Consider the following 25,371-nt stretch of genomic DNA (forward strand, 5'->3'; position numbering starts at 1 on the left):
CCACCAGAGCACCTCCACCGACAGTCTTTGGCCCTGTTGACTGTGGGCACCTGCGACTAAAGACACGCTACAGAATTTGTCTGCGGAGGAATTAATATCCGCCGAAAGCGTCTTTAATGAGAAGGAAGAGGGACAGGCCACAGGGCCCCGCTCCCGGCCGTTGCGGCGATTGCTGCGCGGCTTTCAATATCACCAAGGAGAACTACATGCTGATACTCACCCGCAAGGTTGGCGAAAGCATCGTCATCAACGATGACATCAAAGTCACCATTCTGGGCGTCAAAGGGATGCAAGTGAGGATCGGCATCGATGCGCCGAAGGATGTCCAGGTCCACCGAGAAGAGATCTACAAGCGCATTCAGGCCGGCACTCCGGCTCCGGAGAAAGGGGACGACCAGCACTGAGTGGCGACTGCTTCAAGCCGCACGGATGCGCTTGACCCCGATTGCCCGCCCGTGCGGGAATCTGCCTTTGCCTCAGGAGGTGCCAAGCAGTTCGCGCACCTTGGCGACCATCTTGTCCATGTCGAAAGGCTTGTCGAACACCGCGGCGAACAATTGTGGACTGGTCCGCCCCATGCTGGCCTGCGCGCCGCTCATGAGGATCACTGGCAAATCAGGCATCTGCAGCTTCTCGCGAATTTCCCGCGCCAACTCCTCGCCATTGAGCACCGGCATCATGTAGTCGGTGATCACCAGCTCCACACGCTTCTCGTTCAGAACATCCAGTGCCTTCTTGCCGTTACTGGCCTTTTCCACCAGGTAGCCCTCGTCCTCCAAGGCAAAACCGAGGATATCGGCAATCAGGTACTCGTCGTCGACGATCAGAATGGTGTTCATCGTCCCATCACCTTTCTCATCAGCTCTGCGCTGGCGGCACCGGCGTACCCGTAAGCACGCCGCTGGCACCAGAGAAGGCCTTGCGCAGGGTAATACCCTGCCCACTGATGAGCATTTCCTGTAGGGCCGGATCGTACTGGCTGTCCCGAACCTTGAGCACAGAGAGCATGCGCTTGAGTTGGGAGTCCAGTTCGACGAACCGCATGAGCAGGAGGTTGTCGACGATGCTCGACAGGTCCGGTGCCGGAGCGTTGATTTCCGAACCGAAGATATCGCGCATCTCCCAAGTCAGCAGCACGCTGATATTGCGGGCACGCAGCTCGCCGGTCAGCGCACGGAAGAACTCGTTCAGGCGCGCCGGGTTGTTCGCCAGGCGGCTGAACGCCCCCAGGCTGTCGACCAGCACGCGCTTGATACCGTGCTGCTCCACGGTTTGCAGCAACCGGGCGCCGACCTGGTCCAGCAGGCCCTCGGTGGTCGGCTGCCAACACAAATGCAGGGAGCCTTGCTGTTCCAATGCCGTGAAGTCATGCCCCAATGAACGCGCTTTCAGACGCAACCGCGCTGGCGTTTCGTAGAAACCGAAATGCAGCCCAGGCTCTGCGGTCGTGGATGCTGCCAGGAAGCTCAGACCAAGCGAGGTCTTGCCAATACCCGAAGGGCCCATCACCAAGCTTACCGCTCCCTCCGCCAGGCCTCCGGCGAGCACCCGGTCGAGAGACTCGATGCCGCTGGAGACACGGCTCAGGGTGGCGCAACCCAAGTGGCTGGGGTGGCTGTAGAGTGACTCCAGTCGCGGATAGACCTGCAACCCCTCGTCGGTGATCTCGCACTCATGCAACCCCGACAGCGCGCCGCTGCCGCGGGTCTTGCGCAGTTGGATCTGCCGTACCGCACGACTACCGACCAGTTGCTCGCTCAGCTCGATGACGCCATCGACCATGGTGTGCTCGGGGCTGCCATCGTCCAGCCGCGAACTGGTCAGCAACAAGACAGTGCAGCCGGCGAACGCCGCATGCCCTTGCAATTCGGAAATGAACTTCTTGGTGTCGAGCGGGGTGTCCGCTCGGGATCGGGCATTGAGCAACCCGTCGACGATCAGCAGGCTGGCCTGGTGCCGGGCGATCTCCTGGCGCAAGACCTTGACCACCTCGCCAAGGCCCTCCTCCTCCAGGGTATCGAAGGCACTGACGAACTGGATCTGGTCGCCAACCAGCGACGGATCGAAGAACTTCAGAGTCGACAGGTATTGGAACAGTCTCTCGTGGGACTCGCTGAGTAGCGTCGCCACCAGCACCCGCCCCTCCTGCCGGACGTGGTTGCAGGCCAGCTGGTTGGCCAGGATCGTCTTACCCGACCCCGGGCGGCCCTGGACGATATAGGACGCCCCTGCCACCAGGCCGCCCTTGAGCAGGGCATCGAGTCCGCTGATTCCCGTGGCCAGACGCTTGAGTGGTTCAACCATCGCAGTCACCCGTCGAGTTCGATGTCATCGGCCGTTCGCCAGGCGGGTAGGTAGAGGCTCATGCAAGTCCCCTCGCCCACCACGCTGGACACGGTGATGGCACCATTGCTTTGCTTGGCGAAACCATAGACCTGGCTCAACCCCAGGCCGGTACCCTTGCCAAACGCCTTGGTGGTGAAAAAAGGTTCGAAAATCCGCGGCATTACCTTGGCGTCGATCCCTTGCCCGTTGTCACGCACATCGAAACGCACGAAGGGCCCTTGCAAGCCGTCCACCTCTCCATTGAGTTCACCACAGCTCACCGCTAGGGTAATGCTCCCTTCCGCGCCCACGGCATCGCGGGCATTGAAGATCAGGTTGAGCAGGACCATCTGCAGTTGCCCCGCGTCCACTTCAATAAAAGGTAGGTCGGGCTGGAGGCGCTCTTCGAAGTCGACCCCGCCCGGCAGCGCATGGCTGACCAGGCCACGGGTGGACTCAACCAGTTCGACAGGAGCAATGCGCGTTACGTTCAAATGCTTGTGCCGGGCAAAGCTGAGCAGTTGCTGGGTCAGCTGCGAACCACGGTGGCCGGCATCGAGAATGTGCTCCAGCAAGCGCTGGGCACGCTGCGGATCCTGACTGCCCAGCGCCAACCTGGCCGAGCCGATGATGATGGTCAACAGGTTGTTGAAGTCATGGGCCAGGCCACCGGTGAGTTGGCCGAGCGCTTCGAGCTTCTGTGCCTGGAACAACTGGGCGCGCATGGCGTCCAGTTGCAGTGCGGAGTCACGCCTGTCAGTGATGTCACGGGTGACCTTGGCCAGGCCGACGATCTCACCTTGTGGACCGCGGATCACATCCAACGCCGACAAAGCCCAGAACTGCGTGCCGTCCTTGCGCACGCGCCAGCCCTCATCCTGGGCCCCGCCCGTGCTCAAGGCGCGCTGCAGCAGCCAGTCGGGCCGCCCTTCGGCGCAGTCCTGTTCGGTAAAGAACAGCGAGAAATGCCGTCCGATGACCTCTTCGGCGCGATAGCCCTTGATACGCTCGGCGCCAGGATTCCATGACACTACATGGCCGGAAACATCGAGCATGTAGATAGCGTAGTCCACCACCGCCTGAACCAGTTGCTCATAGCGGTTGGAGGACATGACAAAAGAATCCGAGCGGTCGGAAGGAACCATGACAACTCCACAGGCACCGCATTCGACATTATTGAGCGTAGACAATAGCCCCCGTCGACAATTCCTGTGAAGCGAATGTTCAGGTTTCGCTCTCCACGGCCACAGGGCGAAAGCGATGGTGTATCACTACTTTCAACGGCCACAGACAGCCCCCAGAATCAGCACCTAGTCACCTGGAGCCGTCAAGCGCGGGGCGTGCGCCAAGCCGCCGTAGACATCCACGACCAAGAGCATCAGAAAGGGTTGCCCCCAAGTGCATGGGTTGCAAGAGGACGACGCGGTTGACGCAAATATAACGATGAGTTATAAAGCCCGCTTGATTGCGGAGAAAACCTATTCTCTCCTGGCCCTTCTAATCTGAAGCGCGCCCGGTCGCCATGACCCTTTCAAGCGTGCGAGTGTGGTGGAATTGGTATACACAGCAGACTTAAAATCTGCCGGCGTGAGCCTTGCGGGTTCGAGTCCCGCCACTCGCACCATCTTCTGAGAAAGGCGCCTTAGAGGCGCCTTTTCGCTATCTGCCACTCGACCGGAAAACTTTCGCGCAGCTGCTAGAGTGGAACATGACCCTTGTCCACTGGAAATCCACCATGCGCCATACCCTGTTCGAAGGCCAACGAGACGCCATCATCCTGTTAGCCCGCATCCTGCTGATGATCCTGTTCGTCATGTCCGGCTGGAGCAAGTTGACCGGCTTCGAAGGCACGGTCGGCTACATGACCTCCCTGGGAGCACCCGCCCCCATGCTGGCTGCCGCTATCGCGGTGATCATGGAGTTCTTCGTCGCCATTGTGCTGATCCTGGGTTTCTACACCCGGCCACTGGCCTTCCTGTTCGCCCTGTTCGTGCTGGGCACAGCCTTGATCGGCCATCCGTTCTGGAGCATGGTCGATCCGGAGCGCAGCGCCAACATGACACAGTTCTTCAAGAACCTGAGCATCGTCGGCGGCATGTTGTTACTCGCAGTGACCGGCGCCGGACGCTTCTCCCTCGACCGCGGCTGACACTTTTCAGAGCAGGGCTCCCGGCGTACCGGGAGCCTCAGTCGTCAGCGACTTCGTCGTGCCAGGCGGGATGGTCCATACCTTCGAGTTCGTCGAGCAGAGCTTCGTCTTCGTCCAGCGCGTCGTCGAAGGGAGAAGCATCAAGCTCCTGTCCGGCACCGCCGTCATGGAACTCGTGATCGAGCAAGTGATCGTGCTCAGGTTCGGGGATATCGTCTTCGTCGCGCATGACCTTCTCCAGGATAACGGCCCGCCTATATAGGCGGAACGGATACCAAGGTCAATGACCAGATGGCCGGCAGCCCAAGAGCACGCTGGGTTAATGCTGGCTTAACCCGACCTCCACTACTCTGGACGCTCTCCCTTCAAACGTCTTGGCCCGCTACCTTAGCGGGCCTTTTTTATTTCACTGACCCGCCGCAATCTGCCTAAGGAATGCTGCCTCTTTCATCTCAGTAATGACCCGCGATACGCCATCAAGAAAACGGCAAGCAGCGAAGCCCCCGTCAGTACCCACCCCAACGATGCGACGGGTGTAACCGGCAGAGCGCTCGCAACAGCAATGACGGCTGCCGCGCAGCCCATCTGCAGGAATCCAAGCAAGGCCGAAGCGAGCCCCGCCTGCTGACCGAATGGCTGCAACGCGGCAGCAGTTCCCAAGGGATTAGCCAGTCCCATCCCAAACAGGAAAATCGTGATCGCCATCGAGAAGGTCAACAAGCCAATGTGGCTCGCCGATAGAACCAGCGCCAGGCCACCCAGCAGAGCGATACCAAAACCGGCGGTTGCCGTACTGCGCGCGCCGTATCGGTGGGCCATGCGTGGAGCCAGCATGCCGGCAGCGAAAACAACCAGCACTGTGGCCGCGAAGAACAGCCCGAGCTGTATGGCCGACAATCCAAGTATCTCCATGAGAATGGCAGGAGCGGTCGCGAAGAAGGCATACAACGCGCCGATAATCAGGCTTACCGCCAAAGCCGGGCGAATGAACAGGCGGTTGCCAGCGAGTTTCGCGTAACCGTAGGCAATGGTGCGCAGTGAAATCGGAGCACGCCGGTGCACTGGGTGGGTTTCGCCAATAACCAGCACATAGTGAGCTGCCAACACGATGCCGATGATCGCCACAAAAATGAATGCGGCACGCCAACCGAAAGCCTGTTCCAGCGCGCCACCCAGCAATGGCGAGAACCCTGGTGCCGCAGACATTGCCACCATGGTGAGCGCGAGAACACGTGCCAGCGCCTCCCCTGCGAACAGGTCACGCGCGATCGCTCTGGAAAGTACCGACGCCGCGCAGACGCCCAATGCTTGAACAATACGGCCCACTATGAGCGTGGGCATCTCGGTGGCGCTGGCACAAAGCACGCTCCCCACCAGAAAGATGGCCAGCCCACCAAGCACCAGCGACCGGCGTCCATAGCGATCCGAAAGCGGCCCTACCGCAAGCTGGCCCACGGCAAAGGCGACGAAGAAGCTGCTCAGCGTCATGCCCAACGCACTGGTTGGAACCTGCAATGCCTGCGCTATCGAAGGAAACGAGGGCAGCATGATGTTGGTAGACAAGGCGCCGAGTGCCGCCAATCCAGCGAGCAGGAGCAATTGGCTACGGGTCAACTGCTGCTCGATCGGCGCAACTGTTTGAGTAACGCTCGCATTATCAACCACGTTTGGCCTCCGGATGGACGATCAGGCAGGAAGAGATGCCATGCGCATAGTGAGCACCCCACCGGCATGAGATGAGTGCGGCCATGGCATATGGTCAAAGCGCATCGAGCACGGTAGTAATGCCCTGACCCAGGATGCTTGTGCCTACGGCAGCGAAATTACATTACACATATCATGATTAAAATTATATGATTGCCATCATGTAACCTGTCAAGCCATTCCATGGAGCACATGCCACAAACCAGATATGAATAACGTCAGGAGCGAAAGCGAAGGACATCGACTTGGCCATCTGAATCCGCACACGCATGCAGCGGAAGAACTTGCCCATGCGAGAAGCATGGGAAGCCATCCGCGAGCGTGCAGAAGGCAGTACCAAGGACCCATGAGGAGATGACGAGTGCCGCCCTGAGCTTGGCGCCAGCGACACCGCTTTCGCCATCAACAGCACAGCGCGTCAGCTAGGGTAGGGCTTACCCCGTTCACTCGTTCTCAGGCACTGCGCCTAAAGCTTTCCGGTTAGCGACCAGTATCTCTTCCGAAAATACAGGGTCATCTACGATGCGAGCCAGGATGATCCCCCCGAGCATCGCAGAGAAAGAAGCGATTGCAGCGGCACGACGTGCATCGGCCGTCTCACCTGGAGCCGCCTTGGAGAGTTGCTCAATGGTCAGCCGCAAACCCTGGGTCAGCTCATGCTGCGTTTCTGCCGACTGGCGCGATACCTCCGACCCCAACGCAGCGAACGGGCAGCCACCTGCCCGATTGTTGCGATGCCTCGAGCTCAGGTAACGAGATGAATAGTCCTGCAGCGATTGCGGCTTGGTGGTTTGGATTGCCTCTATCGCGTGAATGCATGCCTGGGTGACCAAGTCGTCCTTGGACCTGAAGTACCCATAGAACCCACCGTGGGTCAGGCCTGCCGCCTTCATCACTTCGACGACGGTCACCGCATCGAAGCCCCGTTCTTTGAATAGCCGAGCTGCCGCATCAAGGATGTTGCGGCGGTTTTCGGCGACCTGTTCCCGGCTCACTTTCATAGCTACCTCTCTCGTTTCGGGGGGGCACTATACATGTTCCCAAACATGATTATAATAAACATGACAACCAACATGAATGAGGTGTTCCATGCGATACAGACTCTTCGGCAAGGGCTCGGGCCTTCGGGTGTCCGAACTGGCGCTAGGCTGTGGCACGTTCGGTACACGCTGGGGTTATGGCGCCGAACCCACCGAGGCGCGGCGCATGTTTGACACTTACATCGACGCTGGCGGTAACTTCATCGACACCGCTGACTCCTATCAAATTGGTGAGTCCGAGGAACTGCTGGGCGAGTTCATCAAGCACACCCGTGATGATCTCGTGCTTGCCACGAAATTCTCGCTCGGCGCGAACGCCAGCAATGGCGTCCTCGCTGTGGGCAATAGCCGTAAAACAATGGTGCGCTCGGTCGAGGCAAGCCTGCGGCGCCTGCAAACGGATCGTATCGATCTACTCTGGGTACACATGCCAGATGGTGTCACCTCTTCCGACGAATTGATGCGCGGCCTTGATGACCTGGTTCGTAGCGGAAAGATCCTCTATATCGGATTGTCGGATTTCCCGGCCTGGCGCGTAGCCCGGGCTGCGACTATCGCCGAGTTGCGCGGATGGGCTCCGGTTGTGGGCCTACAAATGGAGTACAGCCTAGTAGAGCGGACGCCTGAGCGGGAATTGCTGCCGATGGCGAAAGGCCTGGGCCTTGGTACGGTTGGCTGGTCACCTTTGGGCGGCGGCCTGCTCACCGGCAAGTACCGCCGCGGCGAAGAGGGTCGTGCTACGACCTTCAATCGTTTGATCCACACCGAATCCGACCCAGTAAAGGCCGCAACAGTCGACGCGCTACTGGAAGTTGCTGACGAGGCCAGCGTGACACCGACAGTCGCCGCCCTGGCATGGGTGGGCGCGCAGGGCGTGATCCCGATCCTGGGTCCCAGAACAGCCGATCAGCTTCGCGACAATCTGGCCGCGTCAGGTGTCGATCTGACAACCGAGCAGTTAGCACGCCTGGACGCTGCAAGTGCTATTGCACTCGGTTTCCCGCACGAAATGCTGGCGGCAGACGCCCAACGCGAACGACTGGCAGGAGGGTTGCCCGACCGGGTAGAACACCCAATCTCTCCAATAGCGTGAAGAACGACATGAACACAAATACTTGTGACGGGAGTCATAGGCGAAATCGACAGCGACGACTGGCTGTACCAATGGCGTGAATGCCCTCCAAGATACGGCGCTTACTTACCAAAGCGCATGAGGTGATGAGAACGACCAGTTCACATCCTCTTCACGAATTTCTGACATCCGATCAGGCACTCTACAACCACTTCGATACGTTCTCTTGACCCGCCCACCGGCGGGTTTTCTTTTTCCCCGCCTGCCAGCCCTACCCCTTCAGTCGGAAATTTCCCAACCTACAGGGCGAACTCTCCGAGTCATGGCAATAGCCTAGTGACAGCATTGAGTACTCTTGTACCATGAGGGATTCTCTAGCACTACGCTCCCAAGGACGGTTCAATGAAGCCTCTTTCACTCCTCCTTTTATCGGCAGGCCTGATCGGTGCTCTTCCCGTATGCGCCACTGACAGGACGGCAATCATCACCCCATGGCCCCAGGAGCCAAGCACGTTCCTCGGTGTCGATCTGCACGGAGACTTTCTGGAACAGGTCAAGGAGTGCCCGGCTGGTGTCGCGAAATTGGAAAAGATCTGCCGTGAAATCACTGCCGCTCCGGATCAACATGTCATCCGCGGCCTCCCCTACCTGCCAATTCCGCCAGGCTATAGCCTTGTGGCAAAACTGCAGCAAGGGCGAATAGAGCAGTTGCTCTTCACGGGCAATGCCAGCAGCCTCTACTTGGTCACCGACATGCTGACAGAGCGATACGGACAACCCGCTGAACAGACAAGCCATTGGATCAAGATGAAATCCGGAGCGTCCTACCTCAATGAGGTACTGACCTGGAAGGGCGAGAAGGTGACGATCAACTTTCAGCGGATCGACGACGACCTGGGGAAATATGCAGTGACCTTTTCCCGGTCGGCTGACACTGCCACCCCCGCCGTAGAAACAGCGACCGTTCCGACACGCGAGACGGATGAGCCCAAGCTGTGAATCTGGCGCTGCGTGTTGCCTAATCGTTCAATGCAACGCCAGTGCAGGCCAATCATGCAAGGAGGTGCCGGGTACGGCGCACCTTCAACCCTGCACCCCGACCCCAGACCCGCGCCTGGCGGCAAGGATGGAACATGCCTAATTTCCTGACTCGACTTTTTGGACGCAAGAAGCAGCCGCAACCACCAGGCGCCTCCCGTCGAGATGCTTCAGCCAAGCACCCAGATAAAACGCCCGACCCAGCAAGCCCGATGAGCACCCTGTATACGGTCAACCACATCGACACCAGCGAGCCATCCCGATCCCACAGTTGCTCCAGTCATAGCCATGGCGGCTACGACCCTGATAGCGGTAGCCACTCATCGAGTGACAGCGGCTCCAGTGATAGCGGATCGAGCTCCAGTTGCGATTAGCTCACCTGGGCAGGTTGCGTGAGGTATCCGTCCTTCAGGAAATGAAATACACATTGATCTATGTCGAAAGCAATTGAGGCAATCAGGTGCCGATGGCCAAACCCAGGCCGGGCAGACTGGCCAAGATCGGGGCGGCCTTAGCGATCGCCTCCAGCCCTGATCAGCGGCAGTGCGCCGCACTCAGTCAGCAGCTTGATCACCGCCAGGTCCTAGGCCTCAGGGATGAACCGTCCCTTGAACCCATAGCGTGGCAAGAGCGCCAGCACACGCGGGTACTTGCTGTAGTCGGTGAACAGCTTGCCGCCAACCAGGACGTTGTAGCCGTCATTGCTGGAGGCGATGGTCGAAGGCGAGCACGTTCACGCCCTCCCTTGGGCAGTAGAAAATCGAGCCATGGGCTTCTCCAGCCAGAAGTCTCTTGACTTCAATGGAGCAGGTATTATTCACTATTATGTCAAAATGCTATTGACAGCCGCTTTTAGGTTGTCTTAAAACATAAAACCACTTAACAAAAATTTAAATACTTATTATCGGCGGGAACTAATGGAAGACATCAGCCCTAGAGCAATAGAGAAGCTTGAAGCAGAAGTCAATGAAAGGCTTTCAGAAATATTCACGCCAGATCAAATCGAAGCAATTAAGGACCTCATTCGTCTTGAAGTAATGAAGCGAGAGTCCGAGCACTTCAATGAGACAGAAAACTAATTCACATGCAATTGCCCGTACCCAAAGGATTCTGGCATAGACGCGGGACTGATAACATCTAGCTTACTTGATAACGCCCGTCGACACGGGCGTTATTGGAGTTGCTACAAACTATCGGGGCAAGTAGGACTCTTGCCCCGAAAATTCAACTACTTAGCCTCAAGCGCTGCCAAGCGCTCTTCTAGCCACTTCAGGTTGCGAGATAGTGCTGCACACTTGAGGGCGAGGAACTCAGTCAAACGAACGTTGTAGACATCCCCGGCTTCCAGGGTTGGCTCCAAAAGGGTTCCGTTATTATCGTAAACCGCTTCTTTTACCTCCCTGAGGTCCTTGCCTAGAACGCCCAACTTGAACGGATCGATGAACGCTCCTAGCATCTAACAGAGAAACGCAAACCAATACTGTTTCATGCCTTAGATCCCCCGCACCACGTGAACGGCTACCTGATTCAGAGGGCGGCTGCGGACTCAAATGTTCTACTGCTCTCTCATGAAATCAATGAAAGCACGCAGTTTCCGTGGAACGTGGGTACGGCTCGGGTAGTAAAGATGGAACAGCGAGACACTAGGCCACCAGGGTTCGAGTAGTGCTATCAGTTGCCCGCTATCGATCTCGGCTCGCACTTGGGCTTCAAACGAACACCCGACTCCTGCCCCTGCACGAATAGCTTGCATCATGGTGTCTGCGTCGTTGCTGATCAGTGGGCCGGGAGGCTGGATATCTACGGTGCGTCCGTTTTGACTGTACTCCCAGCGCCGAACTCCGTCGGCCAGGCGAATGTTGAGGCAGCGATGCAGGCGCAGATCCTCAGGTGTGTGCGGGTGCTCGCGGCCCCGCAGGTAACGGGGCGCGGCAACAGTGGCGATACGATGAGCGCCGCCTATGGGTAACGCAACAACATCTTGGGCGAGGTGTTCACCTACCCGAATACCCGCATCAAAACCGTGTGCCACCAAGTCCAACAATGCATTGTCGCAATTAATCTCCAGAACAATGTCTGGATAGGCCTCCATAAAAGCTACCAAGTGAGGCATTAGGACAATATCCGCCGCAGTTCGGGAGAGATTGAGTCGCAGCAGCCCAGTGGGTTTATCGCGCAGCTCATTGACGTCTTCGATTGCCGAAGCGAGAGCGGCTAGGCCTGGCTGCGCGTGTTGCAAAAAACGCTCACCAAACTCAGTCAAGCCAACTTTTCGCGTGGAGCGTTCAAGCAAACGCACGCCTAGCCGGCTTTCGAGCGTGCGCACAGTTTGCGAAAGTGCCGATGCCGAGATACCCATCATCGCCGCCGCTTTGGTGAAACTGCCATATTTAGCGACTTGGGCAAAGGCGGCAATACCGGGCAACAGGTCTGATCGTATGACTCCATTGTGAAGCAAATCTTCATACTGCATGCTGATTACGCCTGTTACTGAGAAGTTTTTCCGAGCCTACCATGGAGCCTCAATCTGATAGGAGCGGTATGCATGAGTGATTTGACCGGAAAGGTTGCCATCGTCACCGGATCTTCCAAAGGCATAGGTGCGGGGATTGCCGAACGCCTGGCAGCCGAAGGCGCCAAAGTTATCGTCAACTATTCAAGAAGCGCCGAAGACGCAGAAAAGGTCGTCAAGCGTATCGCTGCGGCGGGTGGCAAGGCCTTGGCGCACAAGGCAGACATCTCCCGTCCGGACGAAATCGCCCTATTGATCGACGCGACTGTCCGAGCATTTGGCAGGCTGGATATTCTGGTCAATAACGCCGGCGTATATAAACCCGATTCACTGGAAGAGTTGAGTGCCGAAAGTTTCGATGAGCATTTCAACCTGAACGTTCGGGGGCTATTACTCACCACGCAAGCAGCTGCTCGGGTTATGAAGGCTGGTTCGGTTATCGTCAATATCAGTTCAGGCCTGGCCCACAGCCCCTACCCACAGGTACATGTATATTGCGCCACCAAAGGCGCGGTCAATACATTGACCCGCTCCCTCGGTCTGGAACTGGGCCACCGAGGTATTCGTGTAGTAGGCATAGCGCCAGGGTTTGTCCACACAGAAGGCAATGCGGAGTCGGCACGAGGCATGGATGAGTTCTTTATCGCCAAAACCCCGTTGGGACGCGTAGGCAAACCTAAGGATATTGCTGCGGCGGTGGCGTATGCCGTATCGGAAGATGCAGGCTGGGTAACGGGTACCACGCTCGATGTCGCTGGCGGTATGATTTTCTGAGATTCCGTTCTGGCCTGGAGGAAACGTTGTTTCGGAACTCAACCCCTTTAGTTTCGGAACCCATGACTTTTCTGACCCGCAAAGAAAAACCCCGCAGACGTTAATCTGCGGGGCTTTCGAATGTGGAGGCCGAGGTCGGAATCGAACCGGCGTAGACGGATTTGCAATCCGGAGCATAACCACTTTGCTACTCGGCCTCAAAGCTCGGAAACAGCTGCTTGACGCTTTGCTATCTCCTTGAAATCGCTCGGCTTTTTCAAGTCCGCTGCGTTTCGATGGACGCCATTATGTCTGCATTCGATGAAGCTTGCAACCCCTTGCCTGGAAAAAATCTTCAAGGGGTTCAACGTCTTAGCGAAAGCGGCCGAGTTTGCTCCAAAGGCTGACCAGAGCATTTTCGATCGAGCCGCTGACCGCCAGCCCCACCCGCTCCTGCAGGCTCTTGCGCTCGGCATAGTGCAGGTGGAACAGGTTGGCCTCTCGGGCGCGGTCGCTCAGGTACTCGTCGCTGGTACGCAGTTCATCGACCAGCTTCTTGTTCAGGGCGGCAACGCCCAACCAGACTTCGCCAGTGGCCACATCGTCGATGTGCAGTTGCGGACGGTAGCGGGACACGAAGTCCTTGAACAGCTGGTGGGTGACGTCCAAGTCCTCCTGGAACTTCTCCCGCCCCTTCTCGGTGTTTTCACCAAAGATGGTGAGGGTGCGCTTGTACTCGCCGGCGGTCAGCACTTCGAAGTCGATGTCGTGCTTTTTCAGCAGGCGGTTGACGTTGGGCAACTGCGCCACCACGCCAATGGAGCCAAGTATGGCGAAGGGGGCGCTGACGATCTTCTCGCCAATGCAGGCCATCATGTAGCCGCCGCTGGCAGCGACCTTGTCGATACACACGGTCAGCGGAATGCCCGCCTGGCGGATGCGGGCCAGCTGAGAGGCAGCCAGGCCATAGCTGTGCACCAGGCCACCGCCGCTCTCCAGACGCAGGACCACTTCGTCCCGAGGGGTAGCGAGGGTCAGCAGGGCGGTGATTTCGTTGCGCAGGTTCTCGGTGGCCGAGGCCTTGATGTCGCCGTCGAAGTCGAGAACGAATACCCGGCTCTTGTCCTCGGGCTTTTTCTTCTGCTGCTTTTGCGCCTTGGCCTGCTGCTTGCGCAAGGCCTTGAGCTGGGCTTTGTCGAGCAAGCCCGACTCCAGGCGCTCGCGCAGCTCTTTGTAGAATTCGTTGAGACGGGTGACCTGCAACTGCCCGCCGCCCTTGCGCCGGCCCTTGCCACGCAATCCGGCGATGGCCGAAAGGATGACCAGGATGGCAATCACCAGCGTTGCGGTTTTGGCGAGAAAGCTTGCGTACTCGGCAAGAAACTCCACATTGACTCCTTGATAGACCAGCGCCGTCGCGGCGCGAAACTGTTCCAAGCATACCGATGCGTCTGGGCGGCTGCCAGCATGGGAAAATGCTGGCAACACAGTTCAAACGCTCTTTTCAAACGCTTGTATGTTTTTTCGTTGACAGCCTCCTGCCTGCGACCTAACCTCGCATCAACCTTTACCACTGCCGGATGACCGACGTGGGCAGCATCTACCTGATTCGACATGGCCAAGCCTCATTCGGTGCCGACGACTATGATGTCCTCTCGCCCGTGGGCGTGCGTCAGAGCCAAGCACTGGGCGAACACCTGGCCCAACTCGGCCTGCGCCTGGATCGCTGCCTGGCTGGTAGCCTGCGGCGCCAGCAGGATACCGCACGCCTAGCCCTGGAAAGCCTGCAGGCCGCCGGTTGCCCGAACCCTGCCCTGGAGACCGATCCGGCCTTCAACGAATTCGATGCCGACGGCGTGATCCGCGCTCTGCTCCCTGGCCTGTTGCCGGAAGAACCCGAAGCCCTGCACATCCTGCGCAATGGCGCGCAGAACCGCAGCGAGTTCCAGCGCCTATTCGCCCTGATGGTGCAACGCTGGCACGACGGCGAACATGCGGACGACGGCCTGGAAAGCTGGCAATCCTTCATCTCCCGTGTCGATGCGGGCCTGCAGCGGATACTGCAGCAAGCCGAAAGCGGCCACAACATTGCCATTTTCACCTCAGGCGGCACCATCGCCGCCCTGCTCCACCTGGTTACCCGGATCACGCCCAGCCAAGCCTTCGCGCTGAACTGGCAGATCATCAACACGTCGCTCAGCCAGCTGAAGTTCCGCGGCCGCGACGTAGCCCTAGCTTTCTTCAACAGCCAAGCCCATGTGCAGTTGTTGAGGACGCCGGAGCTTGTTACCTATCGATAAGCCCGGCCCATGACGGCCTCGACCGGCCGCCACAACCACTAAATAAGGAACACACCATGAGCGATGTAGCAAAAGCCGTCGAAGCGATGAAAGCCAAGTTCAACCCAGCCGCCGCCGCTGGCCTGGACCTGGTATTCGGTTTCAACATCACCGATGAAGACAAGCACTACTCGCTGATCATCAAGGACGGCACCTGCGACGTGCAGGAAGGCGAGAACCCCGATGCCAACTGCACCCTGGTGCTGGACAGCGAGACCCTCAAGGGCATCGTCAGCGGTGAAACCGACGGCATGCAGGCCTTCATGGGCGGCAAGCTGCGTGTCGAAGGCGACATGATGCTATCGATGAAGCTCAGCGAGCTGTTCCCAGCCTGAGTGGCGGCTGCCCTGGCAATGAAGAAGACCGAAGCGTGACGCGCTTCGGTCTTTTTTTTGCCTGCGCCAGGGCCGGAGCCTGCGGCATCAGGTGTGTTGATCGCCCGGCAACACCCGCGCCAATAAGGCCCTGGGACGCTTGTTCCAGTCTGGAGCGGGGATTAGATTAGCCAATAGTCCTTGACCTGAATCATAAGGTAAACGCATGACGCTCACCGACCAGTCCACCCAGGTACGCCCCGGCGAAGAACTCGATGCAGCGGTTATCGACCCGTACCTGAAAGCGCATGTTCCGGGACTGTCCGGCGTGCCGACCATCAGCCAGTTTCCTGGCGGCGCCTCCAACCTGACCTACCTGGTCAAGTACCCCGGACAGGAATTCGTGCTGCGCCGCCCGCCTTTTGGCCACAAAGCCAAATCGGCTCACGATATGGGCCGCGAATACCGCATCCTCAACCAGCTCAACAGCGGCTTTCCCTTCTGCCCCAAGGCCTATGTGCATTGCACCGATGAATCACTGATCGGTGGCGAGTTCTACGTGATGGAACGGGTCAAAGGCGTCATCCTGCGCTCTGACCTGCCAGCGGAACTGGGCCTGGACACCGGCCGCACCGAAGCCCTGTGCAAGAGCTTCATCGACCGCCTGGTGGAGCTGCACCAGGTCGACTACAACGCCTGCGGCCTGGGCGATCTGGGCAAGCCCGAAGGTTATGTGCAACGCCAGATCGAAGGCTGGAGCTCACGCTACGAGAAGGCCCTGACCCCCGATGCGCCGCGCTGGGAACAGGTAGTCGCCTGGCTACGCGAAAAAATGCCTGCCGACCACCCACGTCCAAGCATCGTGCACAACGACTACCGCTTCGACAACGTGATCCTCGATGCCGACAACCCCATGCGTATCATCGGCGTGCTGGACTGGGAGATGGCCACGATCGGCGACCCACTGATGGATCTGGGCAACAGTCTGGCCTACTGGATCGAGGCCGGCGACCCTGCTCCCGTGCAGTTGATGCGCCGCCAGCCCAGCAACGCACCCGGGATGCTGACCCGTCGCCAGTTCGTCGACTACTACGCCGAGCGCGCCGGCATCGCCATCGACAATTTCGACTTTTATTACACCTACGGTCTGTTCCGCCTGGCCGGCATCGTCCAGCAGATCTACTACCGCTTCTACCACGGCCAGACCCAGGACAAACGCTTCGCCCAGTTCATCCACATGAACCGGCTGCTGGAGCAGATGAGCCTGCAGGTGATCGGCAAATCCAGCCTCTGACGACATCCAACAAGGAAAACATCATGTCCAAGACCCAACTGTTCGACCTCGACGGCAAGATCGCCTTCGTCTCCGGCGCCAGCCGAGGCATCGGCGAAGCCATCGCTCACCTGCTGGCCCAGCAAGGTGCCCATGTGATCGTCTCCAGCCGCAAGCTCGAAGGTTGCCAGCAGGTCGCTGACGCAATCATCGCGACCGGCGGCAAAGCTACCGCCGTGGCCTGCCATATCGGTGAGATGGAGCAGATCACCCAGGTGTTCGCAGGCATCCGTGAGCAGTTCGGGCGCCTGGACATCCTGGTCAACAATGCGGCGACCAACCCGCAGTTCTGCAATGTGCTGGACACCGACCTGGGCGCCTTCCAGAAGACCGTGGACGTCAACATCCGGGGTTATTTCTTCATGTCGGTGGAAGCCGGCAAGCTGATGCGCGAACAGGGAGGCGGCAGCATCATCAACGTCGCCTCAATCAATGGCGTGTCGCCGGGGATCTTCCAGGGGATCTACTCGGTGACCAAGGCCGCGGTGATCAACATGACCAAGGTCTTCGCCAAGGAATGCGCGCAGTTCGGCATCCGCTGCAACGCCCTGCTGCCAGGCCTGACCGACACCAAGTTCGCCTCCGCGCTGGTAAAGAACGACGCCATCCTCAACACCGCTTTGCAACAAATCCCGCTCAAGCGCGTGGCCGATCCCAAGGAGATGGCCGGCGCGGTGCTGTACCTGGCCAGCGATGCCTCCAGCTACACCACCGGCGTCGCCCTGAACGTGGACGGCGGCTTCCTGTCCTGAGCCTCAGTCCTTGAGCGCCTGCAGCGTGTAGCTCAACGGCAACCGCCAGGGCTCGCGCAGCAGGCGCCATTCGCCGTCCTCTCCCTTGCTCATCTGCCCCGGCAATGCCTCCCAGGGAATGCTCTGGTGCTCGACCAGCGCGGTCAGGCGCAAACCGTTGTCCAGCAGCGCGGTGATGACCTCGCCCAGACCATGGCTCCATTCATGGGTTTCGGTCTGGGTCAAAGCCGTGTCGGTATCGACATAAGTCTGGTCGCTGACCCACACCGTCGGGGCTTCCTGTTCGAAGTAGGGATAGTCCAGTTGCAGGCGATCCTGATGATCTTCGTTCACCGCCATGAGCATGGGGTGCCCATCACGCAGGAACAAGCGCCCACCCGGCTTGAGCAAGGCGGCCACGGCGCGCGCCCAGCGCTGGATACTGGGCAGCCAACAGAGCGCGCCAATGCCGGTGTAGACCAGGTCGAAGCTGCCGGCGGGCAAGACCTCATGGGCACGGTAGACATCCGCCTCGACATAATCGATGAGCGTGCCGCAGCGCTCGGCCAGTTGGCGCGCTTGCGCCAGCGACGCCGGCGAAAAGTCCAGGCCTGTGACCTGAGCGCCAAGCCTGGCCAACGACAAGGTGTCGGTGCCGATGTGGCATTGCAGGTGTACCGTGCGCAGGCCCTGGATATCGCCGAGGCGTGACAGGTCGAAGCGCACCACCTCGGACAGGTGATCGGGCCTGTCCAGGAACGCTTGGACCTGGTAATCACAGGAAGCAGCATGCAACGGCGCCCGCTCGTCCCAGCTGGCGCGGTTGAGTTCGAATGAGCGGGTCATGAGTATCCTTGCTCCAAGGTGGCACGAAGCTACGGTAACCAGCGCTGCGCATCGATGGCAACCCTCAGGCCGCTGGCCCACGAAAGGCCCTCGAGGCCGTCAACCGAAGGGGGCGCTCGGGTATACTGCCGGCTTCGGCCAGCGCTCCAGAACAGCATGCCCTTGAGGGAGCGAAGATGGCCGGCCTCAGTCTGGACAACACCGAACATACCGCCGGGCTCGAGACGCGCCTGGCCAGTCTGACCTGATCTGCCGAGGAATCATCATGTTACCAGGAAGCCTGTCCCCCAAGGGTCAGCGGCAAAAGTGGGTGCAACAACGGGGTACGGTCGGCCTGTATTTCGTCGCCTGTCTGTCGGTGCTGGCGGGCATGACTGATGCCATCGGTTTCATGGCCACCGGCGATTTCATCTCGTTCATGAGTGGCAATACCACGCGCCTGGCGGTGTCGCTGGGCGCTGCCGACCTCGGACCGGTGTTGCGCCTGACCCTAGTGATCGGCGCCTTTGTCCTCGGCAACGCGGTAGGCGTGATCATCGCGGCGAAGAGCGGCCGCCGCCCCTGGCCGCTACTGACCCTGATCGCCACCCTGCTGGCCCTGGCTGGTCTGCTGCCGCCGGCAATACAGCTGTTGGCGCTGGTCGCGGCGGTGCTGGCCATGGGCATGATCAATGCCGTGGTCGAGGAAGTGAACGGCCTGCCCATCGGCCTGACCTACGTCACCGGTGCCCTGTCGCGCTTTGGCCGGGGCCTGGGCCGTACCCTGCTGGGGCAGCAACGCCTGGGCTGGCGGGTGCAACTGATCCCTTGGACCGGCATGTTCCTCGGCGCCGTTGTCGGCGTATTGCTGGAGCAACGGTTCGAGCTGGCGGCGCTGCTGTTCAGCGCGCTGCTGGCAGCGGTTCTCGGCCTGGTGTCGCTGAAGATCCCGCGGCGCTGGCAACTGCGCTATATGCCCCGCTGAGGATCACAGGCAGGTGGCAGCGGCTGCCTTGCGACGCAGGGCAATGCTGTTGGTCTTCTGGGCGTAATAATCGACGCGGGTGCCACCGGCCTGCGGGTAGACATCGGCGAACGACTCAGCCTCGCGGGTATAGATGGTGAAACCACCCTGTTTGCGTGGCTCCAGGTAGCCGCTGGCATCGACACCGAACACAGCCTCGTCCTGCCAACTGAACTGGATGCACTGGGCAACGACCTCCTGTGCCTTCTGCGAATCCATCTGCGCGCTCGGCGCCTTGCCCCGCGCAGCCTCCATGGCCGACGACGCACAGCCGGCCAGCAGCATCGCCGCGGCCATCGCCACAATTGATCGCATATTGCATCCTCAAGGTAAAAGGAGTCCGACTCTAGCATTGCCGGCCCCAGACGAGAATGCGGATTTCCCAAATGAAATGCCCGCCTGGGCGGGACCGGTTCATCCCAGGCCGACAACCCTGGCCATGTGCACAGCATTGCGCCCGCCCGCCTTGGCTTGGTAGAGCGCCGCATCGGCCATGGCGATCAGGCTGGCGGTGTTGTCCTGCGCTGTCGGCACGCCGCACCACAGGCCAACGCTGAAGCACAGGTGGATGTCCGCCCCGGCATAACAGGCTGGGCTGTGGGCAATGCTCTCGCGCAAGCCTTGCAACACAGCCATGGCCCCCACCTGGTCGGTGCGCGGCAACAGCAGGAGGAACTCTTCGCCCCCATAGCGCCCCAGGCTGTCGCCCTGGCGCAGGCGTTGCTGCAACTGGCGCACGCAATGACAAAGCACTTCGTCGCCGGCAAGGTGACCATGCAGGTCATTGATGCGCTTGAAGTGGTCGATATCGATCATGGCTACCGCCAAGCGGCTCTGCTCACCCCGCGCCCGCTCCAGCTCGACAGCGAAGCGCTCCAGGATCGCCCGGCGGTTGTAGGTCCCGGTCAGCACATCTCGCAACGCCATATGCTGCAGGCGTGATTCGCTGCGCTCCTTGGCCATCAGCACCAGGCCGATGGAATACATCATCACCGTGGCAGTGCCGATGCTCACAGAAATCGTCTGTTTGAGGTTGCTGGTGTCGTAGCGCATCTCCGACGCACCGCCGCCGAGGATCGCCAGCACACGCATGCCCAGACCGACCAGGCTGACCATCGCGCCCATCACCAGTAGCAAATGCGCCTTGCCGTGGCGCTCGGCATGACGCTGCGCCCAATAGAGAATCAGCACGCACTGCAACATCAGCACCAGGGAAGCGAGCAGCATGCGCGGCTCCAAGGTGTCGAACAACGCGGCCAGACCGATGAGCATCACCAGCGGCAGGCAAAACAGGCCACGCCAGGGCACTGGTTGCTCACGGACGCGGAACAGGCTTGCGGAATAGAACGCCAGCGCCAGCGACAGCAGGCTGTTGCCCAGGCTGTAGCTGATCCACAGCGACACATGGCCGTAGAGGGTGTAACAGACATAGGCCAAGGCATGGGATAGCAATCCGCATCCGGTCAACAGCATGTTGTCGCGTCGGTTGAGCTGACCGACCAGCAGCAGACAGAACGCCAGGATAGTTGCGACCAGGGCGACGGTGCCGAAAAGGGTCGGGGTATGGGCGATCATCAATGTTTCACCGGGGCAGATGGCCGGCGTCATGCGCGGCTACGGCAAAGTCTAGAGGCCAGCATCCTGCTCGGCCATGACCCATCGGGACAGAACAACAACCCGGCAAACATGCCGCTCATCGCTGGCGCAGCAATATTTTGCGCGCTGCAGAAACAAAATCGACAAAACCCGGTCTCAGGGTGTGCCCCGTAAACCTTTGCGGATCAAGGACCTATATCGTGCTAACCCGCTTTGCAAGCCTTCCACTGATCGCCGCCGCGCTGTTGATGACCGGCTGCAGCAGCCACCATCACCATGACCGCAACGATGGTTGGCGCGACCGCGACAAGCACCGCCATCATCATGACCGCCGCTACGAGCGCCATGACCGGGATGGTGATCGCCGTAGTTACCGCGACCGCCGCTACCGTTGAATGGCCCCTTTGACCCGCCGCCTTGCATGCGGCGCCTTCCCCTGATGATTTCTTCGAGGTTCATACCATGCGTTTGACTCTGCCTTCCTTCGCCCTCGGCCTGCTGCTGTGCCAAAACGCACTGGCCGGTGACGGCACCGCCGCCATAGGTGGCGGCCTCGGTGGCGCCCTGGGTAATGTCGTCGGCCAGCAGATCGGCGGCAGCACCGGTGCGGCCATCGGCGCTGGCGTAGGTGGCGCGGCCGGCAGCGCGGTCGGCGCGCGCAAGGGCAATCGCACCGAGGCCGCCCTCGGCGGTGGCCTGGGCTCGGCGGGTGGTTCGCTGCTCGGTGGCAAGGTTGGTGGCTCCACCGGTTCGACCATCGGCGCAGGCCTTGGCGGTGCGGCTGGCGGTGCCATTGGCAATCACTTGGGCGATGACAACGGCAGCAAGAAGCACAAGCACAAGCGCCGCCACCGTCACTGACCAATAGAAGCCCCGCCTTGGCGGCAATGCTGTTCACTTAAGCTGGAGTGCCTTCGGGTGGGGCTGCTACGCAGCCCATCGCGACACAAGGCCGCTCCCACAGAGGGCTTGCAAGCCACGCGTTTACGTATCGGCAAGCCTCTTGTGGGAGCGGCCTTGTGTCGCGATAGGGCGCGCAGCGGCCCCAAACCATACGACAGATGTCTTAAGTGAACAGCATTACGCCTTGGCGGGGTTTTCTGTTTGCGTCGAAGAAAAAACTGCAGTACATCAAGGACGCCTCCAGTGCGAGCTGGCACACTGGCGCACATATCTTGCGTGCCCTTTTGTGAAGGAACACCCTCGTCCCATGAACCATGATCTGCTCTGGGTCCTTGGTCTGCTGGCCATTGTCGTTGCCCTGTTCATTGCCAACCGACCACGCATGGATGTGGTCGCCCTGCTGGTGATCGTGCTACTGCCCCTGTCGGGCATCCTGACCGTCGAACAGTCCCTTGCCGGTTTCAGCGATCCGAACGTGGTGCTGATAGCCGCCTTGTTCGTGATCGGCGAGGGACTGGTACGCACCGGCATCGCCTACCGCATCGGCGAATGGCTGACCGAACGCGCTGGCAACAGCGAAACCCGCCTGCTAGTGCTGCTGATGGTCGCCGTGGCAGGCCTCGGTTCGGTGATGAGTTCTACCGGCGTGGTCGCCATCTTCATCCCGGTGGTGTTGAGCATTGCCGCGCGCCTGCAGATTTCACCCAGCCGGCTGATGATGCCGCTGAGCTTCGCCGGCCTGATCAGCGGTATGCTCAGCCTGGTGGCCACACCACCCAACGTAGTGGTGCACAGTGAACTGGTGCGCCACGGCGAAACCGGCTTCAGCTTCTTCAGCTTCACGCCCTTCGGCCTGGTGGTACTGGTGCTGGGCATTGGCTACATGCTGCTGACCCGCCACTGGCTCAATGGCGAGGTGCGCAAAGATGGCCGGGTGGAGTCGCGCCGCACCCTCCTTGACCTGATACTCGACTACAAGCTGGCCGGCCGCGAACGACGCCTGCGCATCCGCCCCCGCTCGCCGCTGATCGGCCACAGCCTGGGCGAGCTGGAACTGCGCACCCGGCATGGTGCCAACGTGGTTGGCATCGAGCGCCAGCACAAGTTCACCACCCGGGTGATCAACGCCGACTCCAGCACGATCCTGCACCAGGGCGACGTGCTGCTGCTCGACCTGTTCGCCAACCGCGACGATCTGCGCAACCTGTGCCAGACCATGTTGCTCGAACCCCTGCACTTCAAGGCCGCCTACTTCATCGACCAGTCCCAAGAGCTGGGCATGGCCGAGGTGTCACTGCCACCCGGCTCGCAGCTGATCGGCAAGAGCATCCTGGAACTGGGCTTTCGCAGCCGCTTCGGCCTCAACGTGGTCGGCCTGCGCCGCGAGCAAAGCGCCATAGAAGAACAGCTGGTGGAAGAAAAGCTCAAGCTCGGCGATACCCTGCTGGTGATCGGCCCCTGGAAAGCCGTACGTCAACTGCAGGGCAAGCCCCGCGACTTCCTGGTGCTCAGCCTGCCAACGGAAATCGACCAGGTAGCCCCGGCACGCACCCGGGCGCCCTACGCGCTGGTCAGCCTGGCCGTGATGGTTGGGCTAATGGTCAGTGGCATCGTGCCCAATGTTATCGCTGCGTTGATCGGTTGCCTGCTGATGGGCGCCGGCCGCTGCATCGACATGAACAGCGCCTACCGCGCCATCCACTGGCAGAGCCTGGTGCTGATCGTCGGCATGCTGCCCTTCGCCTTGGCCCTGCAGAAGACCGGCGGCATCGACCTGGCGGTCAGCGCCTTGGTCGGCGCCCTCGGCGATGCCGGCCCCAGCGCCATCCTGGCCTGCCTGTTCGCCCTGACGGCGCTGATCGGTCTGTTCATTTCCAACACCGCCACCGCAGTGCTGATGGCACCCGTAGCGATCAGCACCGCAGAGCAACTCGGCCTGTCGCCCTACCCCTTCGCCATGATCGTCGCCCTGGCCGCTTCGGCTGCGTTCATGACGCCGGTGTCGTCGCCAGTCAACACGCTGGTGCTGGGCCCTGGACAATACCGCTTCAGTGACTTCGTCAAAGTCGGCGTACCCTTCACCTTGCTGGTGATGCTGGTCAGCGTGGTGATGGTACCCTGGTTTTTCGGACTCTGAGCAAAGCCCGGCGCAAATAAAGGCATATTGGATATTATCCGTGCAGTTCGCTACACGATAATATCCAATTGACATCAAATACCTTCTTGAACACACTGACGGGATCCAAGCCAGGTGCCTACAGACGTCGTCCTGGATTCCGTCTCAGCCTGTCGGTCAAGCCCATGGTGTTTTCAACCCATTCGCGCCTGCTGCCTTATTTCATCCTGTTCGCCTTGACCTTCGCCCTGACGTTGGCAGGCATCCTGGCCCGCCCGATCGAATCCCTGTCGCTGTTCTGGCCGGTCAATGCCGTGCTGGCCGGTGTACTGCTGCGCTATCCGCGCCTGGCCACAGCCCAGGGTGTCACCTTGATGTATGCCGCCATGGTATGCGCCGACCTGGCCTGTGGCAGTGCCTGGCAACCGGCCCTTTGGTTCAATCTGTGCAACCTGGGCTTTATCCTCACCGTCTGGCAACTGCTAATCCGCTTGCCACGCGCTCATCGGCGCTTGCGCACTCCGCACGGCGTGCTTTGCCTGTTCGCTGCATGCGCAGCAGGCGCCGCCGTAGCTGCCAGCCTGGCCTGTGTCATGGCCACGCCCTGGTTCGAACAATCATTGCAACCCACTTGGCTGGCTTGGTTCAGCGAACAATTTTCTACCAGCATCCTGGTGCTGCCGGCGCTGCTCACGGTGCCGTCGCCGGGCGCATTGATACGCGGCGACAGCCAACCGATCCGCTTCGCTCCGCTGCTGGTGCTGCTGCTTTCGTTGACCTTGGGCATCGCCTTCGGTGGTCCGGGTGCGATCGCCTTCCCTATTGCCGCCTTGCTATGGTGTGCCCTGACCTATTCATCCTTCCTGGTCGCCCTGCTGACCGTGCTGACCGGCAGCGCATTGATCATCGCCGTAGCGCAGAACCTCATGCACTTCAGCGCACCGCAGAGCGAGTTGGGCATCACCACCTTGGTGTCGGCGCGCCTGGGCATCGCCATGCTGGTGCTCGGCCCACTGGTGGTGGCCTGCGTCAGCCAGGCCAACCGCAGCCTACTGAACCGCCTGGCGCACCGGGCCAACAACGATCACCTGACCGGCATCCTGACCCGCAGCGCCTTCACCCAACGTGCCAACGCCCTGCTCGACGCACGCCAGCAACATGCCCAGTGCCTACCCCTGGCCCTGCTGATGCTCGACATCGACCATTTCAAGACCATCAATGATCACCATGGCCATGCCGTGGGCGACCAGGTACTCAAGCAATTCACTCGCACGGTCGCCGACCAGTTGCCTGAAGGCGGATTGTTCGCCCGACTGGGCGGTGAAGAGTTCGTCATCGTCCTGCCTGGCCAATCTGCGCAGCAGGCCAAGTTCACCGCCGAACGGGTGCGCCGTGCCGTACAGGACCTGCATGTGGTCCAAGCCGACCAGCGCCTGCAGATCACCGTAAGCATCGGCCTTGGCGGTTGTAGCGAAGACGCCGCCGCCCCTGCTCTGGACGAACTGCTGGCCCAAGCCGACCAGGCGCTCTACCGGGCCAAGGCCCACGGCCGCAACCGCATCGAACTGGCCGAGGCTCAACGCCAGGCAGTTTGATC

The 25,371-nt window shown here is 60.2% G+C and carries 26 protein-coding genes and 2 tRNA genes; 16 read left to right on the forward strand and 12 right to left on the reverse strand.

The features are described 5' to 3' along the window. The first annotated feature begins 206 nt into the window (after nt 1-206). Nucleotides 207-404 (forward strand): carbon storage regulator CsrA, encoded by a 198-nt coding sequence (csrA, locus tag ACYU03_RS15280; protein ID WP_461885442.1) that lies wholly within the window; start codon nt 207-209, stop codon nt 402-404. A 72-nt stretch (nt 405-476) separates the two neighbouring features. Here the strand turns inward: csrA and ACYU03_RS15285 are convergent, their stop codons facing one another. Genes ACYU03_RS15285 through ACYU03_RS15295 form a run of 3 tightly spaced genes read right to left on the reverse strand, consistent with a single transcriptional unit; the run spans nt 477 to nt 3,470 of the window. After that, entirely contained in the window at nt 477-839 is a 363-nt protein-coding gene (locus tag ACYU03_RS15285) for a response regulator (RefSeq protein WP_461885444.1), read from the reverse strand. A gap of 19 nt (nt 840-858) precedes the next feature. Continuing rightward, nucleotides 859-2,304: an ATPase domain-containing protein gene (locus tag ACYU03_RS15290; protein ID WP_461885446.1), complete on the reverse strand. Its 1,446-nt coding sequence runs from the start codon at nt 2,302-2,304 to the stop codon at nt 859-861. 5 nt (nt 2,305-2,309) lie between these two features. Beyond that, complete coding sequence (locus ACYU03_RS15295) at nt 2,310-3,470, reverse strand: two-component system sensor histidine kinase NtrB (protein ID WP_461885448.1); 1,161 nt, start codon at nt 3,468-3,470, stop codon at nt 2,310-2,312. Between the two features lie 394 nt (nt 3,471-3,864). Between ACYU03_RS15295 and ACYU03_RS15300 the strand changes: the two genes are divergently transcribed. Both ACYU03_RS15300 and ACYU03_RS15305 read left to right on the forward strand, forming a co-directional pair. Beyond that, a tRNA-Leu gene (locus ACYU03_RS15300) sits at nt 3,865-3,949 on the forward strand. Nucleotides 3,950-4,060: 111 nt separating this feature from the next. Further along, entirely contained in the window at nt 4,061-4,474 is a 414-nt protein-coding gene (locus tag ACYU03_RS15305) for a DoxX family protein (RefSeq protein WP_461891475.1), read from the forward strand. A 37-nt stretch (nt 4,475-4,511) separates the two neighbouring features. Here the strand turns inward: ACYU03_RS15305 and ACYU03_RS15310 are convergent, their stop codons facing one another. The 3 genes from ACYU03_RS15310 to ACYU03_RS15320 all read right to left on the reverse strand — a co-directional run bounded on the left by ACYU03_RS15310 (nt 4,512) and on the right by ACYU03_RS15320 (nt 7,179). Further along, nucleotides 4,512-4,703, reverse strand: a complete 192-nt coding sequence (locus ACYU03_RS15310; protein WP_461885450.1) for a hypothetical protein — start codon at nt 4,701-4,703, stop codon at nt 4,512-4,514. 218 nt (nt 4,704-4,921) lie between these two features. Beyond that, on the reverse strand, nt 4,922-6,139 hold the full coding sequence (locus ACYU03_RS15315; RefSeq protein ID WP_461885452.1) for a multidrug effflux MFS transporter: 1,218 nt from the start codon (nt 6,137-6,139) through the stop codon (nt 4,922-4,924). Nucleotides 6,140-6,621: 482 nt separating this feature from the next. Then, nucleotides 6,622-7,179, reverse strand: a complete 558-nt coding sequence (locus ACYU03_RS15320; protein WP_461885453.1) for a TetR/AcrR family transcriptional regulator — start codon at nt 7,177-7,179, stop codon at nt 6,622-6,624. 88 nt (nt 7,180-7,267) lie between these two features. On the opposite strand from ACYU03_RS15320, the gene ACYU03_RS15325 reads away from it, so the two are divergent. The 3 genes from ACYU03_RS15325 (at nt 7,268) to ACYU03_RS15335 (ending at nt 10,407) form a co-directional block, all read left to right on the forward strand. Beyond that, complete coding sequence (locus ACYU03_RS15325) at nt 7,268-8,311, forward strand: aldo/keto reductase (protein ID WP_461885455.1); 1,044 nt, start codon at nt 7,268-7,270, stop codon at nt 8,309-8,311. A gap of 381 nt (nt 8,312-8,692) precedes the next feature. Then, a complete protein-coding gene (locus ACYU03_RS15330; protein ID WP_461885457.1) occupies nt 8,693-9,289 on the forward strand; it encodes a hypothetical protein in 597 nt (198 codons plus the stop codon). Nucleotides 9,290-10,245: 956 nt separating this feature from the next. Next, nucleotides 10,246-10,407, forward strand: a complete 162-nt coding sequence (locus ACYU03_RS15335; RefSeq protein ID WP_461885459.1) for a hypothetical protein — start codon at nt 10,246-10,248, stop codon at nt 10,405-10,407. A gap of 476 nt (nt 10,408-10,883) precedes the next feature. Here the strand turns inward: ACYU03_RS15335 and ACYU03_RS15340 are convergent, their stop codons facing one another. Next, complete coding sequence (locus tag ACYU03_RS15340; RefSeq protein WP_461885461.1) at nt 10,884-11,801, reverse strand: LysR family transcriptional regulator; 918 nt, start codon at nt 11,799-11,801, stop codon at nt 10,884-10,886. A gap of 72 nt (nt 11,802-11,873) precedes the next feature. On the opposite strand from ACYU03_RS15340, the gene ACYU03_RS15345 reads away from it, so the two are divergent. After that, complete coding sequence (locus ACYU03_RS15345; protein ID WP_461885463.1) at nt 11,874-12,614, forward strand: SDR family NAD(P)-dependent oxidoreductase; 741 nt, start codon at nt 11,874-11,876, stop codon at nt 12,612-12,614. Between the two features lie 123 nt (nt 12,615-12,737). Here ACYU03_RS15345 and ACYU03_RS15350 read toward each other — a convergent pair. Beyond that, nucleotides 12,738-12,811, reverse strand: a tRNA-Cys gene (locus ACYU03_RS15350). Nucleotides 12,812-12,965: 154 nt separating this feature from the next. After that, nucleotides 12,966-13,982, reverse strand: a complete 1,017-nt coding sequence (sohB, locus tag ACYU03_RS15355) for a protease SohB (protein WP_461885465.1) — start codon at nt 13,980-13,982, stop codon at nt 12,966-12,968. A 200-nt stretch (nt 13,983-14,182) separates the two neighbouring features. Between sohB and ACYU03_RS15360 the strand changes: the two genes are divergently transcribed. From ACYU03_RS15360 to ACYU03_RS15375, 4 genes are all read left to right on the forward strand, one after another. Continuing rightward, complete coding sequence (locus ACYU03_RS15360; protein ID WP_461885466.1) at nt 14,183-14,893, forward strand: histidine phosphatase family protein; 711 nt, start codon at nt 14,183-14,185, stop codon at nt 14,891-14,893. Nucleotides 14,894-14,949: 56 nt separating this feature from the next. After that, nucleotides 14,950-15,267: an SCP2 sterol-binding domain-containing protein gene (locus ACYU03_RS15365; RefSeq protein WP_461885468.1), complete on the forward strand. Its 318-nt coding sequence runs from the start codon at nt 14,950-14,952 to the stop codon at nt 15,265-15,267. Nucleotides 15,268-15,472: 205 nt separating this feature from the next. Next, the gene (locus tag ACYU03_RS15370; RefSeq protein ID WP_461885470.1) at nt 15,473-16,540 is read left to right on the forward strand and encodes a phosphotransferase family protein; all 1,068 of its coding nucleotides are present in this window, start codon (nt 15,473-15,475) and stop codon (nt 16,538-16,540) included. Between the two features lie 23 nt (nt 16,541-16,563). Next, nucleotides 16,564-17,331: an SDR family oxidoreductase gene (locus tag ACYU03_RS15375; RefSeq protein ID WP_461885472.1), complete on the forward strand. Its 768-nt coding sequence runs from the start codon at nt 16,564-16,566 to the stop codon at nt 17,329-17,331. Nucleotides 17,332-17,334: 3 nt separating this feature from the next. Here ACYU03_RS15375 and ACYU03_RS15380 read toward each other — a convergent pair whose 3' ends face one another. Then, complete coding sequence (locus ACYU03_RS15380; RefSeq protein ID WP_461885474.1) at nt 17,335-18,156, reverse strand: class I SAM-dependent methyltransferase; 822 nt, start codon at nt 18,154-18,156, stop codon at nt 17,335-17,337. 265 nt (nt 18,157-18,421) lie between these two features. Here ACYU03_RS15380 and ACYU03_RS15385 point away from each other — a divergent pair, with 265 nt between their 5' ends. Further along, a complete protein-coding gene (locus ACYU03_RS15385) occupies nt 18,422-19,120 on the forward strand; it encodes a YoaK family protein (RefSeq protein ID WP_461885475.1) in 699 nt (232 codons plus the stop codon). Nucleotides 19,121-19,123: 3 nt separating this feature from the next. Here ACYU03_RS15385 and ACYU03_RS15390 read toward each other — a convergent pair whose 3' ends face one another. After that, nucleotides 19,124-19,474 carry a hypothetical protein gene (locus ACYU03_RS15390; protein ID WP_461885478.1) on the reverse strand — a complete coding sequence of 117 codons (351 nt, stop codon included), beginning with the start codon at nt 19,472-19,474 and terminating at the stop codon, nt 19,124-19,126. A gap of 99 nt (nt 19,475-19,573) precedes the next feature. Beyond that, nucleotides 19,574-20,734 carry a GGDEF domain-containing protein gene (locus ACYU03_RS15395; protein WP_461891476.1) on the reverse strand — a complete coding sequence of 387 codons (1,161 nt, stop codon included), beginning with the start codon at nt 20,732-20,734 and terminating at the stop codon, nt 19,574-19,576. A 221-nt stretch (nt 20,735-20,955) separates the two neighbouring features. Here ACYU03_RS15395 and ACYU03_RS15400 point away from each other — a divergent pair, with 221 nt between their 5' ends. The 4 genes from ACYU03_RS15400 (at nt 20,956) to ACYU03_RS15415 (ending at nt 25,369) form a co-directional block, all read left to right on the forward strand. Further along, nucleotides 20,956-21,150: a hypothetical protein gene (locus ACYU03_RS15400; RefSeq protein ID WP_461885480.1), complete on the forward strand. Its 195-nt coding sequence runs from the start codon at nt 20,956-20,958 to the stop codon at nt 21,148-21,150. A gap of 67 nt (nt 21,151-21,217) precedes the next feature. Continuing rightward, nucleotides 21,218-21,616: a glycine zipper domain-containing protein gene (locus tag ACYU03_RS15405; protein WP_461885482.1), complete on the forward strand. Its 399-nt coding sequence runs from the start codon at nt 21,218-21,220 to the stop codon at nt 21,614-21,616. A 349-nt stretch (nt 21,617-21,965) separates the two neighbouring features. Continuing rightward, a complete protein-coding gene (locus tag ACYU03_RS15410) occupies nt 21,966-23,795 on the forward strand; it encodes an SLC13 family permease (RefSeq protein ID WP_461885483.1) in 1,830 nt (609 codons plus the stop codon). A gap of 149 nt (nt 23,796-23,944) precedes the next feature. Further along, complete coding sequence (locus ACYU03_RS15415) at nt 23,945-25,369, forward strand: GGDEF domain-containing protein (RefSeq protein ID WP_461891477.1); 1,425 nt, start codon at nt 23,945-23,947, stop codon at nt 25,367-25,369. The last annotated feature ends 2 nt before the right edge of the window (nt 25,370-25,371 follow it).

Source organism: Pseudomonas sp. X10, assembly GCF_054889225.1.

What these genes read in the sequence shown, in the direction of transcription:
- ACYU03_RS15345 (WP_461885463.1), top strand. Translation starts at nt 11,874, where the DNA reads ATGAGTGATTTGACCGGAAAGGTTGCCATCGTCACCGGATCTTCCAAA.
- ACYU03_RS15380 (WP_461885474.1), bottom strand. Translation starts at nt 18,156, where the DNA reads ATGACCCGCTCATTCGAACTCAACCGCGCCAGCTGGGACGAGCGGGCG.
- ACYU03_RS15310 (WP_461885450.1), bottom strand. Translation starts at nt 4,703, where the DNA reads ATGCGCGACGAAGACGATATCCCCGAACCTGAGCACGATCACTTGCTC.
- ACYU03_RS15340 (WP_461885461.1), bottom strand. Translation starts at nt 11,801, where the DNA reads ATGCAGTATGAAGATTTGCTTCACAATGGAGTCATACGATCAGACCTG.
- ACYU03_RS15305 (WP_461891475.1), top strand. Translation starts at nt 4,061, where the DNA reads ATGCGCCATACCCTGTTCGAAGGCCAACGAGACGCCATCATCCTGTTA.
- ACYU03_RS15320 (WP_461885453.1), bottom strand. Translation starts at nt 7,179, where the DNA reads ATGAAAGTGAGCCGGGAACAGGTCGCCGAAAACCGCCGCAACATCCTT.
- ACYU03_RS15410 (WP_461885483.1), top strand. Translation starts at nt 21,966, where the DNA reads ATGAACCATGATCTGCTCTGGGTCCTTGGTCTGCTGGCCATTGTCGTT.
- ACYU03_RS15330 (WP_461885457.1), top strand. Translation starts at nt 8,693, where the DNA reads ATGAAGCCTCTTTCACTCCTCCTTTTATCGGCAGGCCTGATCGGTGCT.
- ACYU03_RS15390 (WP_461885478.1), bottom strand. Translation starts at nt 19,474, where the DNA reads ATGCGATCAATTGTGGCGATGGCCGCGGCGATGCTGCTGGCCGGCTGT.
- ACYU03_RS15370 (WP_461885470.1), top strand. Translation starts at nt 15,473, where the DNA reads ATGACGCTCACCGACCAGTCCACCCAGGTACGCCCCGGCGAAGAACTC.
- ACYU03_RS15325 (WP_461885455.1), top strand. Translation starts at nt 7,268, where the DNA reads ATGCGATACAGACTCTTCGGCAAGGGCTCGGGCCTTCGGGTGTCCGAA.
- csrA (WP_461885442.1), top strand. Translation starts at nt 207, where the DNA reads ATGCTGATACTCACCCGCAAGGTTGGCGAAAGCATCGTCATCAACGAT.
- ACYU03_RS15290 (WP_461885446.1), bottom strand. Translation starts at nt 2,304, where the DNA reads ATGGTTGAACCACTCAAGCGTCTGGCCACGGGAATCAGCGGACTCGAT.
- ACYU03_RS15295 (WP_461885448.1), bottom strand. Translation starts at nt 3,470, where the DNA reads ATGGTTCCTTCCGACCGCTCGGATTCTTTTGTCATGTCCTCCAACCGC.
- ACYU03_RS15405 (WP_461885482.1), top strand. Translation starts at nt 21,218, where the DNA reads ATGCGTTTGACTCTGCCTTCCTTCGCCCTCGGCCTGCTGCTGTGCCAA.
- ACYU03_RS15395 (WP_461891476.1), bottom strand. Translation starts at nt 20,734, where the DNA reads ATGATCGCCCATACCCCGACCCTTTTCGGCACCGTCGCCCTGGTCGCA.
- ACYU03_RS15285 (WP_461885444.1), bottom strand. Translation starts at nt 839, where the DNA reads ATGAACACCATTCTGATCGTCGACGACGAGTACCTGATTGCCGATATC.
- ACYU03_RS15375 (WP_461885472.1), top strand. Translation starts at nt 16,564, where the DNA reads ATGTCCAAGACCCAACTGTTCGACCTCGACGGCAAGATCGCCTTCGTC.
- ACYU03_RS15335 (WP_461885459.1), top strand. Translation starts at nt 10,246, where the DNA reads ATGGAAGACATCAGCCCTAGAGCAATAGAGAAGCTTGAAGCAGAAGTC.
- ACYU03_RS15365 (WP_461885468.1), top strand. Translation starts at nt 14,950, where the DNA reads ATGAGCGATGTAGCAAAAGCCGTCGAAGCGATGAAAGCCAAGTTCAAC.
- ACYU03_RS15385 (WP_461885475.1), top strand. Translation starts at nt 18,422, where the DNA reads ATGTTACCAGGAAGCCTGTCCCCCAAGGGTCAGCGGCAAAAGTGGGTG.